The organism is Chryseobacterium sp. Mn2064 (assembly GCF_049319685.1).
Taxonomy (GTDB): domain Bacteria; phylum Bacteroidota; class Bacteroidia; order Flavobacteriales; family Weeksellaceae; genus Chryseobacterium.
The window spans coordinates 1,011,393-1,024,536 of record NZ_JBMOUE010000002.1 but is presented as its reverse complement, the minus strand read 5'-3'; the positions used below and the strand labels follow the sequence as shown (position 1 = coordinate 1,024,536).

13 protein-coding genes are annotated in these 13,144 nt (G+C 31.0%); 4 read left to right on the top strand and 9 right to left on the bottom strand.

Going from position 1 to position 13,144, the window contains the following annotated elements; genetic code table 11:
• Positions 1-14: 14 nt before the first annotated feature.
• The 3 genes from ACL9RH_RS11735 to ACL9RH_RS11725 are packed head-to-tail and all read right to left on the bottom strand — an operon-like array spanning position 15 to position 4,386.
• Positions 15-368 carry a DUF4280 domain-containing protein gene (locus ACL9RH_RS11735; protein ID WP_422693549.1) on the bottom strand — a complete coding sequence of 118 codons (354 nt, stop codon included), beginning with the start codon at positions 366-368 and terminating at the stop codon, positions 15-17.
• Between the two features lie 7 nt (positions 369-375).
• Complete coding sequence (locus ACL9RH_RS11730; protein WP_422693548.1) at positions 376-1,089, bottom strand: hypothetical protein; 714 nt, start codon at positions 1,087-1,089, stop codon at positions 376-378.
• A 33-nt stretch (positions 1,090-1,122) separates the two neighbouring features.
• Entirely contained in the window at positions 1,123-4,386 is a 3,264-nt protein-coding gene (locus ACL9RH_RS11725; protein WP_422693547.1) for a phage baseplate assembly protein V, read from the bottom strand.
• 419 nt (positions 4,387-4,805) lie between these two features.
• Between ACL9RH_RS11725 and ACL9RH_RS11720 the strand changes: the two genes are divergently transcribed.
• The 4 genes from ACL9RH_RS11720 (at position 4,806) to ACL9RH_RS11705 (ending at position 8,731) form a co-directional block, all read left to right on the top strand.
• Positions 4,806-5,858 carry a hypothetical protein gene (locus ACL9RH_RS11720; protein ID WP_422693546.1) on the top strand — a complete coding sequence of 351 codons (1,053 nt, stop codon included), beginning with the start codon at positions 4,806-4,808 and terminating at the stop codon, positions 5,856-5,858.
• Between the two features lie 97 nt (positions 5,859-5,955).
• Positions 5,956-6,267: a helix-turn-helix transcriptional regulator gene (locus ACL9RH_RS11715; RefSeq protein ID WP_422693545.1), complete on the top strand. Its 312-nt coding sequence runs from the start codon at positions 5,956-5,958 to the stop codon at positions 6,265-6,267.
• 210 nt (positions 6,268-6,477) lie between these two features.
• Complete coding sequence (locus ACL9RH_RS11710; protein WP_422693544.1) at positions 6,478-7,908, top strand: hypothetical protein; 1,431 nt, start codon at positions 6,478-6,480, stop codon at positions 7,906-7,908.
• Positions 7,909-8,305: 397 nt separating this feature from the next.
• The gene (locus ACL9RH_RS11705) at positions 8,306-8,731 is read left to right on the top strand and encodes a hypothetical protein (protein ID WP_422693543.1); all 426 of its coding nucleotides are present in this window, start codon (positions 8,306-8,308) and stop codon (positions 8,729-8,731) included.
• Between the two features lie 158 nt (positions 8,732-8,889).
• On the opposite strand, the gene ACL9RH_RS11700 is transcribed toward ACL9RH_RS11705, so the two are convergent.
• The 6 genes from ACL9RH_RS11700 to ACL9RH_RS11675 form a co-directional block, all read right to left on the bottom strand.
• A complete protein-coding gene (locus ACL9RH_RS11700; protein WP_422693542.1) occupies positions 8,890-9,015 on the bottom strand; it encodes a hypothetical protein in 126 nt (41 codons plus the stop codon).
• Positions 9,016-9,119: 104 nt separating this feature from the next.
• Positions 9,120-9,875: a TRADD-N-associated membrane domain-containing protein gene (locus ACL9RH_RS11695; protein WP_422693541.1), complete on the bottom strand. Its 756-nt coding sequence runs from the start codon at positions 9,873-9,875 to the stop codon at positions 9,120-9,122.
• A 38-nt stretch (positions 9,876-9,913) separates the two neighbouring features.
• Positions 9,914-10,678 carry a DUF2314 domain-containing protein gene (locus ACL9RH_RS11690; protein ID WP_422693540.1) on the bottom strand — a complete coding sequence of 255 codons (765 nt, stop codon included), beginning with the start codon at positions 10,676-10,678 and terminating at the stop codon, positions 9,914-9,916.
• Positions 10,671-11,654, bottom strand: a complete 984-nt coding sequence (locus ACL9RH_RS11685) for a hypothetical protein (RefSeq protein ID WP_422693539.1) — start codon at positions 11,652-11,654, stop codon at positions 10,671-10,673. Before ACL9RH_RS11685 ends, ACL9RH_RS11690 begins: the two co-directional genes overlap by 8 nt.
• Entirely contained in the window at positions 11,651-12,019 is a 369-nt protein-coding gene (locus tag ACL9RH_RS11680) for a hypothetical protein (RefSeq protein WP_422693538.1), read from the bottom strand. The genes ACL9RH_RS11685 and ACL9RH_RS11680 overlap by 4 nt, the downstream gene beginning before the upstream one ends.
• Positions 12,020-12,042: 23 nt before the next feature.
• A complete protein-coding gene (locus ACL9RH_RS11675; protein WP_422693537.1) occupies positions 12,043-13,140 on the bottom strand; it encodes an RHS repeat-associated core domain-containing protein in 1,098 nt (365 codons plus the stop codon).
• Positions 13,141-13,144 lie beyond the last annotated feature (4 nt).

The following is a 13,144-nucleotide window of genomic DNA, read 5'->3' as shown; positions in this document are numbered from 1 at the left end:
TTAATTGATGAGAACTATAAAATTTCATGTTTTTCACTGTGCCCTTTATCTGTTATTTCAATTTTACCACCAATATTACATATACAGAAAGAATCCTCAGTGATAATTTTATAATTGTTGATTGTATCTTTTTCTGTTGTCTTTTGCCAAGCCGTTGGAACAGGTAAACAAGGTAAGTATCTTCCAATAGTAGGTTTTAATTTACATTGTCCGAAAGGTTTTATGTTTACATTCGCTTGCTTATCGTGTTCAGTGGCAATATATTTTCCTTCTGCGGTTGAGAAGTTCTGGCTTGTAACACTTAGATTACTTGGCATTGTTCCTTGGTTACATGATAATTGAGCGGTATCAGTGATTTTTTGTGGCATTAGAAGATTATTTTTTTTTATATAGAATTTCAACAGAATCGTTATGCTTGCCATTGATGCAAGTTACCTTTTGAAGCTCACCAGTATTACCATCGAGCTCAATTATTATACTTGCACCATATTTACCGTCATATTTTCCTCTATATTCTATTTCCCAAGTGCTTTTTTTAATTATATCATTAACTCCTCGACTTATTGAAGTATATTCATTATGTAAATCAATATTATTTTTGTTACAATAATTGATAATATCGTCAGGTGTTATTTTAAAATCTTTGTCTGTATCTATTTGTTTAATAAGTTTTTCAGAATCATCAAACTCATATTTGATACCTACAGCTCCAATGCCATTTTTGAAATTTACCCATTTTTGACGAATAACTCCCTTATAATTATATTCTTTATGAATTGTAAATAAAGAGTTTTTGGGAGTTGTGTCATTAAAGTATCCACTTTCTTTATCTCCAAATATTTTTATTTCTGCACCGAATTTGTCTATGTAAATTAAATTTTCTGCTTCATCTTTATGATTGTCAAAATATTTTATGTCAAAATATTCTACTTTATCATTAATAAGATTTTTATAATTGTTTTGTGTACGCATAGTTGAATGTTTTATAGGGTGCAGTATATTGGATTTATCTTGGGTACTTTCTTTTTTATTTTGTCCTTCGCAAGAAAAAAATAGGAATAGTAAGATTATATAAATTAGGTTTTTCATTTTATTTATAAATATTATTATTTTTTAAACAAATTATTCTTTTTCACATCTTTTTTGTGCTTTTTTCCATTGCCAATGATAAATGCTAATAACAGGTACAGGAGGAGTTGCCATATCAGAATAGTCCATTATATTATCAGTAATATTTTGTTCAAGAGTAAATTCTCCGTCATTATCAAAGCTATGATATAAACCTAAAGAATGTAAAGTTTCATGAGCCACAGTGCTGTCATTGAATCCCTTTGCGTAAACTATAATTGTTCTCAAATCTTTATCTACACTTCGTCCAATACCATATAAGCCACCTGCTGATTCATTTATAAAATAAATTTTATAATAATCTCTATAATTCTTTGTTTTATCATATTTTTTATAAAGCTCATTATTTAGAAAATTGTAAATTTCGTCAGACCATCCGTTTTCAATTCTCTTTTTTGCATTTGAACCAACAATAACAAGCGTGTTATTAAAATTAGTTTTGCGATTATGTTTTTGTTTCGTTATTGAATCAACATCTTCATGGAATTTTAATGCTAATTTATTTTCAAAATGTGGATTTATTAATGCTTGGTTCATGTATTGTGTAAGCTCAGTATCTCGACCAGTTGGTTGTGCTTTTTTGATACCATTGCCAATATTTGTCCATACTTCAATAAAAACAATTTTGGCTTTATATCTATTTTTATTTTTTGCAACTTTTAATTTACCTGCTAAAGATAATTCTTCTTTACCTTGAGAATCTTTATAAGTTGCAATAACCTTAATAGATTGGTCTGTGGCAAATTCTTTCAGACAGGTAATGTTCATTTCTAATTCATGCTTTCTTATCGTTAAAGGAAAAGGAGCATGGGTTATGTTGAAAAACTTATTTTCATATTCTAATGTTAATTTTTCGGGCTTCTTTTTTATATCAATGATTACTCGTAACCTAGCTGCAGTGTTTTTATATGTTGTGACAAACTCTTTTGGAACAATTTTCCCATTACTTTGTTTAATGTTTTTAATTGTTACTTGAGGATATAGACTTAGCCAAGGAACACAATAATTAATCTTTATTTTTTTACCTTTTTTATTTTTTATGGTGTAGACATGAGGGTTAAATAATGACATTAATTTAACAAACTCAGTTTTGTCATTGACGAAAAAACTTACAGGAGAAAGATTGGGATCATTATCATATAATTGTCGTAGAGCCCCATTACTATCTCGATATTTCCCTATTCTATTTCCATAATTTATATCTCCTGCAATTTTTGTATCTCCAACTCTAATCCAGTCAAAACCATATCCTTTTCCTTCCCAATCATTTTTGGGTCTAAAACTTACTAAGCATCTTTCATCTACATAAACAGGAATATATTTATAATTTTGAGGTTTATTTGTCTGATTATTCCCCCGCTTACCATGCATATCAATAACCCCCTTACTATTTACAATTGTATTCTGATCAGAATGTATAAATAGTTTTTGGGTTCCCGCTACATTAGCTTCCTTTGCCTGAATAAATAATTCATTTTCTGTATTGATAATCGTTTTTGTTGCCTGAGCGTGGAATAACTCAGATACAGTCTGAAGCATAACAGGAGTATTCATTAACGTCTTCTGAAGATAATTCATTAGCACCGTATTTCCCACTGTTGAGGTCATATTATTACCAACGTTAATATCAAAATTATTGTTGGCATTAATTTCAACATTTGTAGCATTCATCGTTATTTTATTAGGAGCGGTAACATTGATATTCCCTTGTCCATCCATAAAATAAACATTGCCACTTGGATCTTCAATGGTGACGCTTCTTTGCGCATCATTCATTAAAACTTTGATACCGCTGCGGGTCTGTATGGATTTAAGATGATTATCACCACCACCGCCTAAACCTACTTTACCATGAAACATGCCTCCCATGGCAAAAGGAAAATCTGGATGATGATATTCAAAACCTACCATTACCTGATCTCCTACTTCCGGTATGGCAACAAATCCTCTGTTTTGACTTACCGCATCTGTTCCTCCAGCATCCGGACTCATCATTCTTATAAAATGAGTGGTGTCATTTACCTGCCAATCAAATCGAACCTTTATTCTTCCCTGATTTAGAGGATCAACATTGGATATGACAGTTGCAATTTGAGGCTCCGCTTTTGGTGTTATGAAATCAGGCTTAGGCATAAAACCTGTTCCCTCTGCAATAGCTTCAAAGCTTCCAGTGTAATAGCCTCTAGCATCAATCTCATGATTAGCTTCTGTAATCATAAGCGTAGTAAAATGTGCAGTATGGCTACTATCAGGTTTTCTCATGGATAGGTCAACAACACAACCGGGATATAAAAACGGAACAGTAGTCTTCCCTGAAACGGTGAAAACTTCTACAGCAATACTTCCTCTGGCACTTTTCTGGGAGTCATCAACATCCAAAAACATATTGGCATTGATAGGAGCAGGGACCAGCGATCGGGTTTTAAAAATTTCATGATTCAGTTCATATGATTTTGCAGATAAATCTCCTAGGTGTTTGATGTTATGATCCACACCTAGCATTTTAGAATGGCTGCTGCTATTGTAAGCAAAATATTCAGGTTTAGTGTGCACTGCTTTTAGTTCTATTGTTGTATCAGTGACATTACTTCCTTCAATGAGTTGGATAGGCTTCTCACTAGGTGGAAGTTTCCCAAAATGAAGAATTTCTCCATCATAATAGAATTGTTCTCCATATGCTTCTGCAATTCTTGTGAGATAGTTGTAGTGGGTTTCACAGTATTGCGCACTGTAATTGATATAGCTTTTGTTCTGCGTTTCTACTCTGAAATCGAATTTTTCTGATCCGAGTGCTTCTTTAATTATTTTATCGGCAATGATACTGGTATTCACTGCCTGCTCTCCCCCAAAGCTTTGGGTATGAGGGGCCGCATCCATCAGAATAGTAGGACTCTGTCCTTTGAGGACAATGTTTCCCAAAGTCATTTTTTCCTGACTGAATGCTATTTTGGTAATTACTCCGGCAAAAGTTCTTTCGGGACTTTCGTTTTCATACTCTTTATATCTGAAAGTTATGGTCAGGCGTTTTCCTAAAAATTGTCTGGCTTCTTCAAGATTGTGATTCTGCACTTCTGCTAAAGAATCATGCGCTAAAATAAGTTCAAAATAATGATGTCTTCTGGTGCTTTGCTGTAAGCGAAAATGCTTGAAGTGGCTGACGGGTTTTCCATTGATTACCATATCCAGCTTCACCACGCGATGGATGCCTGAAATATGGTTCTCCGAAATCCTGTCAGAATTGGAGGCGTTTTTTTTCATAATGTCTTTGTGTTTTTTGATCTTATATCCTTGAATCTAGATAAAAAGATACTATCAAATATAGACATTTTTATTAAATCCTTATTATCAATTATTGCCTTAAAGGAATGGAGAGTGGAGTAGGAGTTATTGGGAGAGTTGAAAATATTAATTTTTTTCAGGGCGAGATATACAAACAAAAAAACCTCTAAATAAATTAGAGGTTTTCAAGTGGTTTCTCCAGGAATATCCCTTTATTCTGATTTTCAATGATTTAAAACTTTGTTTACTTGTGGAAGGGACAAAGAAGAGACAAAAATAATAAATAAAATCTTTTTTGCCGATATTTGTTTAACCCTGTTTAGTAAACTATGAAAGCAAAGATAAACAATTTTTACAATTTTCTTAATGAACTTCGATATAGGTTTCAAAATATTTTAATGTCAAGTCCTGAAAGTTTCGATGAAGATATTTCTCTTCTAGAATCCATCTATTCAATCAATAAAGAACAGTTTCCATTTGATATTAAGACAGCATTTGAAGAATTGTACACAGAAAATCCCGATAAGATGGAAATGATTTTTTGGGATAAACTCAAAGAATCTTACTACAACTACGAACAGTTTATAGAATTAGATTATCAATATTTTAAAAATCCAGATTTACCTGAAAAGTTTCAAAACCTATTCTATCACAGTAAACTGCTATCATATAACTATTTTGCCTATGTTTCCCGTATTTATTATTGGTACTATGGTAGAAAAAATGAACATCGAAGTGAAAAAGAAGAGATTACAGTAGGATTTTTAGATGATTACAGTAAGATAATTCCTGATTTATCTGAAAGTAATGCTATGCAAAAAATTCAAAATTACTTTTCTCTTCAATTTGAAATGTTAGAAAACTATATAAAATACATTTACGTAAAAAATGAATTTCACCTTAAAGTTGTTGAGCTCCGAATGTCTGATAATAGCTTTATAAATAAGAGACTGGAAAAATTAGCAAATGAATATTATTCAAAATTGGAAATACTTGCAAATTATAAAGATAACATTACAAAATTAGCGATGAATCTAAGGTTTGATTATCCTGATTTTTTAGATAATAAACAGCCAACTACTAAAAAAGTTACTAAAAGCCAAGAACCACTAAAATTTCTTTATCCAGAAAATGTATTTGATTCACTCTCTCCATATATTCCCGAAGAATTTAACGAATCTTTTAGAAAACTAATTTTTGGTGAATTGACTAATGTAGTTAAAGAAATTACTTTCAGAGGCGGTTCTAATATGCTTGTGTATTTTCTTAAACAACGTTATGATGAAGGTCATCTAATTGCTGATAGTAAAGAGCAGGTTTCGGAATGGATAATTAAAAACTTTATGTTTTATGATGAAGAAGATTACAAAAAGTTTAAAAAAGATACTATTCAAAAAACTTTAATGAGAGATTGTAAGCCTCCCAAAAAAGAGGTTAAATATCTAATTTAATTTTTTTGAGTCCCTTTTTTGTCCCTATTTAGGTACAGGCATTGATTAAGGATAATTCACTAAAGTATTTTTGTATCATAATTTTAAATAAAACATTATGAAACAAGAAAAATTCTTGGAAATTATCACTCAATTAGTGAGTGCCTTTCCGTCAGAAAACAAAACAGACGAGAAATTAGATTTATTAATTTCAAAATTAGAAGGTAAAGACAAAGATTCTGCGGAATCAGAAAAAGATGAACATCTTTTAATCTCTGAGGTCTGCGAACTTACTAAAAAGAAAAGAACAACTATTTGGCTTTGGGACAAAAAAGGTTTATTAAAGCCTGTTGGTAAGTCTGGTAAAAGTCCTATTTACAGGAAAAGTGATGTCTTGAATTATATTTATAATTCTAAAAAAACAGAGTAAGCGGTAATTTTATCAATTAAAAGAGAAAGAAAAAAAGTAATATATTAAAAGAAGATTTTCTTTTTCTGCACCTTCCTACAAATACCTAAAATTTTATTGAACGATTTTAAGCATTGGCAACACCTGTGTGGGTTGTTGCTATTGCTAGAAGTCAATTATTAACCTTTCCTTATTCCTGTAATGGTTTAAGGACACAAAATTATATAAAAAATGACACAAAGTATTAAAAACAATGAAATGATGACACTTTTGCCAAGCTCAGTCAATTACGAACATATCGAACTTTCAGGTAAAGAGAAGATTGAAAAATTTGACATGAATATTGTTAAATTTATTTTACATTCAATCGTCTTTAAATCTGTTGCTTTCAATGGAAATACTGAGGTTGTAAATTATTTTAATCAAAGTTTTTTATCGCGAAATTATTGGGTTGAAACAATCGGTACAGACTATTCAAAATACATTGAACTTTTGAGGGATGAAAAAATAATCTATCGAACCCCCTATCAAGAGAAAACTTGCTTTGGCTATGGCTTGGTTGTTCCATATCGTTATTCAAGAATCATTGTAGAAGTGATTCAAATGAAAGGGGTTCATAAACATCAAAATAAAAAGTTCAATTCAAGCTATACGAAGAAATATGAAAAGCCATTGAGTGATTTTTTTGTTAATACCGATTTTGCTATTGATAGCGATAAAACTGAAAACGATTTATTTGAGAGATATTTTGAGTTAGCTAATTATCCTTTAAAAAAGTCACATGGAGAACCAATTAAAAGTGATTTGAAGTCTTACAGTAGCTACCTTATGGCTTTGAAAAAGATGGCTCAATTCATGAATGGAGATTATATATTTTCTAGAAATAAAACAAGCTCGAACAATAAGAAAACAGGAAAAAAAGATTATAAAACAAAAGGAAGGCTATACACTTCATTTTCTTATCTCAATAAGGAAATCAGACAAAACCTTATCTACAAAGGGGGAAAACTAATTGAAATTGATTTGAAGAATTGTGTACCATATCTTCTTTCTAATCTTTTCAGTGTTATCAACATTAGAATGACCTCCAAGAGAGTAAGTCGTCTACAATCTAGTCTTTCTATTTATATGTGTTCAGAAGACTTGAAAACCCTCATGGATAGGGAGATTGAAGACTTCAAAAATTTATGTATTGAAGGAACGGTCTATGATATATTTATTGAGCCTTTGAAAGAAAAGTACGCTGAAAAATGGTCTGATATGTTTATGAGTTATCTTGATAAAAGATACGTTGAAAGTTATGAGCATGACAGAGCTTTAGCCAAACAACTATTTATCATGATGCTATTCGGAATGATTAGCCAATTTACAGAGGTTCAACAAGTGTTTGCTGAGAAATTTCCGATACTATGGGATATTCTAACCACCAAGAAAAGACAAAATTATAAAGCAGTAGCAAAATCACTTTTTGATTTAGAAGGTAGCCTTATGATTGACCAAGTGGCTAAGCCGCTTATCAAAAATCATAAGAGAAAGATTCCTGTTTTTAGCGTTCACGACTGCATTGCTACTACAGAAGAAAATATTCCTGTTGTGACTGAGCAAATTGAATCTGTATTTTACAATAATTTCGGGAATGTGCCGAGGATTTCAATTGATTAAATATTGTATTTCTACTAAAGTTTTTATAGGGTATTTTAAGGTGGTTTTTAGCGCACTTTGCAATGCTATGTTAATATTGGTTCAGTTTGTGTTTTTGGCATGATTTTTGATGTTTTTAAAATCAAAGCAATTAAGCACTATCTCAGTTAAACGAGGTAGTGTTTTTGCTTTTATAAGAAAAATTAAAATTTTAGAAACCAATTTAAAATATTATAAAATGAAAAATTTAATCTTTCCTAAAAATCCAAATAATTCAAGTTAGAATTATTTGAATTTATAATCAGATAACATAAAATGTAATCCAAAATACGTCCTAAATAAAAACTTAGGATGGTATTGTCATGTCCAAACTTTAATTAACAAAATGTATAACAATAAATTAAAAATCAATTTTATTATGAAAAATCTCAACAAAAAAACTCAGGTTAAAAACGAAAAAACGAACAAGAAAACTATGAAAACATTTGATTTTAAAAAATTTGAACAGGAATTATTACTCGCACAAGTCACCTATCAACGTGAATTGGAAGAAAGGTTAAGGAATGAAGCTAAAGGCTTGTATTTTGAAATGGACTGTGAAGAGCAGATATGGGTATATAAAGACTCTAAAGTAGTGGCTGATGTTTGTGTTGAAGAAGAATCAGAAAACAAAATTAATGTTACAATAAATATTAACCCTTACTCTAATGTCACATTTAAGAAAATTGAAAAAAAACTCCGATATTTTTTATTTGATGAATGGAGTAGAGAACAGTTTGAGAAACTTGAAATTAATAAGTCTTGCCTAAGCAAGGACGCTGAACATTGGGAAGATTGCCAATAATAAGACTTTGCAAAAGCTATAAACTAAGTAAATAACATGAAAACAGGCTTAAAACAAGCCTGTTTCTGTTTTGTACTAAGTTAAAGAATTGATGGGTTTAAACTTTTTCGGAGTAGAATTGCCGTTAAAAATTCTTTTTTTAAAATCCTTGTAATGTTTTAACCTACATTGGATAGAACATTTAAACCTGCCGAAGCCAAACGGCTCATAATATTCAATAAAACCACCGCATCTTTGCAGTCTGAAAATGTAGGAATATTTTTCCTTTGTAACGTAAGCTTCAAAAATCGCCCCGTTGTAGTTAATGTTCAATTTCATTTTGATAAAATTTAATTAATACAATTATACAACACGATTTACCTTGTTTTGAGCCTGTTTACTTTTCATTTTATTTCAAACTTCTTTCAAGTAGTGAAACAATTATTTTCTCTGTCATTTCAGTTTTTTTACTATCATCCTCAACCTTATTTGCTAAATTTATTGATAGCATTGTATCTTGTACTTTGATTAACTGAGCAAAGAAGAAATTAACCTGTTCCAAACTTTTCTTATACATAATGAAATAAGCCCCACCAATAAATTCTAATAAAATTCCTGCTATTCCTGTTAAAATTGTAATGTTGATATTTGGATTTGTATTAGTGTAGAACAAAATAATTCCAGCAATAATTAGAGTTAATCCCAAAACAATTGCTAAAATACTCCAATTAAAGCTGCTTTTAGCTTGAGCTTTATTAATTGTATAGTATTCATTTAGCTGATTAAGGCTTAGTTGGATTGTGTCAAATATTTCTAATTGATTTTTGCTCTCAATTTTTGTTTTTATTTCTTCCCTTTCAACATTAATTTTAATGATTTCTTGTTCTTCTTTGCTTGGTGTCGGTGTAGCAATAGAGAAATACAGAATGAAAAGTAGCAATCCAAATGGGACTGCAAAAAAGGGCAATAAGCCATTAATTAAGAAATTATACTCTTCTACATCAGATACATGTACAAATACATTTGAATAGATTAAAATTCCAAATGTAGTGAGTCCAAAAAATATTAGCATAACAATACAATATCTTTTTAATGCTGTATTCTGCTTAATAATAGCACCTATTTGTTTAAATGGCTCTTCAAGTATTCTTATGAGGTCTATCATTTTTAATAGTCTATGTTTGTTATTCGTTAAAATTGTATTTATTCTACGAGATTCAAAACTTTCCAATCTCCTTCTTTAGATTGCCATACCCATAAATTGTTGAATGTAAAATTTCCGTTTTGCAAGATAACTTTTTCTTCAATTAATCGCTGATCCTCTTTTTCTTCTAATAGAGTAAAACACCTTTTTATGTTTTCGAAATATGGAAACTCATTTGATTGATAAGTTTCAATCAAAGACGATTTTAATGCTTCCGCTATTTTATTTTTTATCTCTTCGGTAATGATTGCTCCTCTTTCTCCTAGTAAATTTTCGGCTTCCTTTTCAAAATCTTTACAGGAAATTACACCTTCCAAATTTTGTTCTGTATAATAATTCTCAATCTTGATAATTGCGCCTTCGGGTGTTGTCAAATCTGGTTTAAAAAAATCATTTCCATCATCAATTTTTACTCCAAAATCAATATCAAAGTTCATTTTTGCTTCATCATCAAGAGTATTTCTGTAATGCCTTATTGTATATCCGCCAATCAATCGTCCATTTTCAATAATCACCCAATCTATGGCATCATTTATTGGAACTTTTTGAGTGTTGCCATTTTCTGCCAATTCTCCAATATAATAATCTCCTTCAATTTTGACATTTTCCAACCATACATACACATTAGAATCCATGAATTTTACTGCTGTGTAATCCTTACAACTACTTTTAATCAGGTTATTGAAGTACCACAAGGTATTTTCAGCTTTGTATAGGTTGTATTCATAAAGCTTGTTTTCTTCAATTTTTGCACTGTTATTCATGACAAAATCTTTTTATCCATTGTGCAGATTTTAAAAATCTTTTTGCTACATCATCACTCCATTGCGCACCGTAATCAAACTCATGGATTTTACAATTTTCATTCTCTAAAACGGCATTTGCAGTTTGTAAAAGTTTATCGTTACCAACAGTTACGGATAGTTCTTGAATTTTCTTGTTCCAACTTGGTGTTGGATTAGCATTTCTGGCTGTATCTAAAAAATTAATGAGTTGAACTTTAATCAGAAAATCATCCCACTTGTCCTCTGCTAAGTCTAAATTCAAGATGCCATTAATAATCTTATAGCATCCTTGCTTATTCTCTACTTGAAATTTCTTCAAATAATCAATTAATTCTATATCAGCTTCAGACACTAATTTTAGAATCTTTTTGAAACAAACAATATCATGATGAAAACTTTTCTGATATATGATATGCAGTATGTTCCTCAAAGTTTCAAATTTAACTTTAGTTGTAGCCTGCTTAAAAATACTACGAACATGTTCTATCTTTAAAGTGTCTTCCAAAAAATTACTATTGGGAGAAACAAAGTAATTATCTTTTAGATACATTGTAACATGAAAGAAATCTTCTGGTGAATATACAATCATCTTGTCATTTACAAATTTAGGAATTAGATTGTTTTCAAGTAAAGCTCCTAATCTTGCTACATAAAGTGATCTTAAAAATGCACCATTAAATTCATTATTATAATTCAATAATTTAGGGAGGATGTATTTGTAGCTTTTCCTTTCAATTTCAGAAGAAATCAATTCGTTGAATTGGGTTTCCAACTCTTTTTCCGTTTTTAATTGTAGCTCCTTATCACTAGTTGCTTCTTCATGCTTCAAAAGTAATAAGTCAAACCAATTTTGAATGGTAATGAAGTCATTTCCAGAAATATTAAGCTCTCTGGCTAAAATTTTCGATTTTGCTAGTTCATTATCTTTAAAAGTCAAATATGGGTTAGTTTTCATGATTTCTTGAATAAATTCTCTCCAAATATTACTTTTTTATCTTCTACTATATAAGGATAGATTTGTTGATAAATTTGTTCAGGTGAAAGGATAAACTCAATAACTAAGACATCTTTTTCCTGATATTTCCCGTCCATAGCAATCGCATAAACCCGCACATCTTCATCTTTCAAATCGTCATAAGCGCCCGCTACCAAAATATCATACATTTCTTTTGAATCAGTTGATTCTGAGTAAGCGGAAATATAAGTAAGATTTCCGTTTGCTCTAACATATGTGGCATATGGAGCAAATTCACCATTTTCAAGTAAGAACTTTTCAGCCTGTTCTTTAATTGCTTCAAGCAATCTATCAACATTATTCATTTTTAAATATAATAAATTTTAAATTATGCACAACCTGGAATACCTGCACATGGGTTTTTAGGTTTTGGAACTGGAATCAGTTTTGGAGCAGGAGCAGGGGTAACTTTAATATTATCCATTTTCGGTCTTGGAGGTGGGGTATATCTCTGAATATTAATTCCTGAATTTTTAAGTGGCTTAGTAATTTCTGCTGATTCATTAAGTTTTAATAATGCTTCCTGCCCATTCGCTTTTGAAACTTCGAGTTGCCCTCTTAGCTGTTTTGTAAAGGATTGTTTTACTACATGCTTTACTTCAATTGTTCCTCCTTTATCTGTCATAGCATCAGGAATTGTTTTTCCTGTCTTTCCTGTTTTAGGGTCTGTAAATTCAAAAGTCTGAGTGTTTTTTTCCTTTCCCATTTCAGCAAGTTGCTTTTCTTCAACATATCTACCAAAATTAAAATGTTCTTGTTGAGCTTTGGTAACTGCTTCGCTCTGCTTAGTTCCAGCCTCACCTGTTTTAGTAAGTGTTTCAATAACAGTTGGCTTGATAGATGATTCCTCAAATAATGGCATTAGTCTAAGCCACCAACAACATCCGTTTACCTCTTCTGGTGCTCTACCATCTGGATCAACAAATTTCAGCGGATTATTAAATGCATAATTATACGGAGACCAGCTCGGAAATTCTTCACTAAGTGGATCAGGGCTTATCCAACGTCCTGCTGTATCTAAATACGGCTGTGCATCAGGGTCGCTCAAATCAATTTCTCTAAACTCTGTGATAGATTTCGTCTTTCTGTTGAATCGTACTGAACCAATACTCACAATACTATCCATATCATGAAATTCCAGATACTTTCCTTTGCTAAGGGTTGCAATTTTCGGATAAACTCCATACTTTGCAAAAGGATTTCCGACAGCAATATTTTTTCTACGTCTTTCTGCTTCCTGCGGTGTTAATGAATCTCGAGTTTTCAAAACTTCATCCATATACGGACGGCTACGCTCTTCTTTTGACAGTTTAACAGGATTTACCCATTTCTTTTCTGTTTTCTGCTTTGTGGTGGTCTGTTTCTTTGTCTGTGCCTGTAAAAATCCTACAAATATGGCAAAGACAATTAATAAAATTTTTCTCATTTGG

Excerpts from the sequence above, each read along its gene's own strand:
- ACL9RH_RS11685 (WP_422693539.1), bottom strand. The coding sequence starts at position 11,654 with ATGAAAACTAACCCATATTTGACTTTTAAAGATAATGAACTAGCAAAA.
- ACL9RH_RS11675 (WP_422693537.1), bottom strand. The coding sequence starts at position 13,140 with ATGAGAAAAATTTTATTAATTGTCTTTGCCATATTTGTAGGATTTTTA.
- ACL9RH_RS11730 (WP_422693548.1), bottom strand. The coding sequence starts at position 1,089 with ATGAAAAACCTAATTTATATAATCTTACTATTCCTATTTTTTTCTTGC.
- ACL9RH_RS11705 (WP_422693543.1), top strand. The coding sequence starts at position 8,306 with ATGAAAAATCTCAACAAAAAAACTCAGGTTAAAAACGAAAAAACGAAC.
- ACL9RH_RS11715 (WP_422693545.1), top strand. The coding sequence starts at position 5,956 with ATGAAACAAGAAAAATTCTTGGAAATTATCACTCAATTAGTGAGTGCC.
- ACL9RH_RS11710 (WP_422693544.1), top strand. The coding sequence starts at position 6,478 with ATGACACAAAGTATTAAAAACAATGAAATGATGACACTTTTGCCAAGC.
- ACL9RH_RS11690 (WP_422693540.1), bottom strand. The coding sequence starts at position 10,678 with ATGAATAACAGTGCAAAAATTGAAGAAAACAAGCTTTATGAATACAAC.
- ACL9RH_RS11735 (WP_422693549.1), bottom strand. The coding sequence starts at position 368 with ATGCCACAAAAAATCACTGATACCGCTCAATTATCATGTAACCAAGGA.
- ACL9RH_RS11720 (WP_422693546.1), top strand. The coding sequence starts at position 4,806 with ATGTCAAGTCCTGAAAGTTTCGATGAAGATATTTCTCTTCTAGAATCC.
- ACL9RH_RS11680 (WP_422693538.1), bottom strand. The coding sequence starts at position 12,019 with ATGAATAATGTTGATAGATTGCTTGAAGCAATTAAAGAACAGGCTGAA.
- ACL9RH_RS11725 (WP_422693547.1), bottom strand. The coding sequence starts at position 4,386 with ATGAAAAAAAACGCCTCCAATTCTGACAGGATTTCGGAGAACCATATT.
- ACL9RH_RS11695 (WP_422693541.1), bottom strand. The coding sequence starts at position 9,875 with ATGATAGACCTCATAAGAATACTTGAAGAGCCATTTAAACAAATAGGT.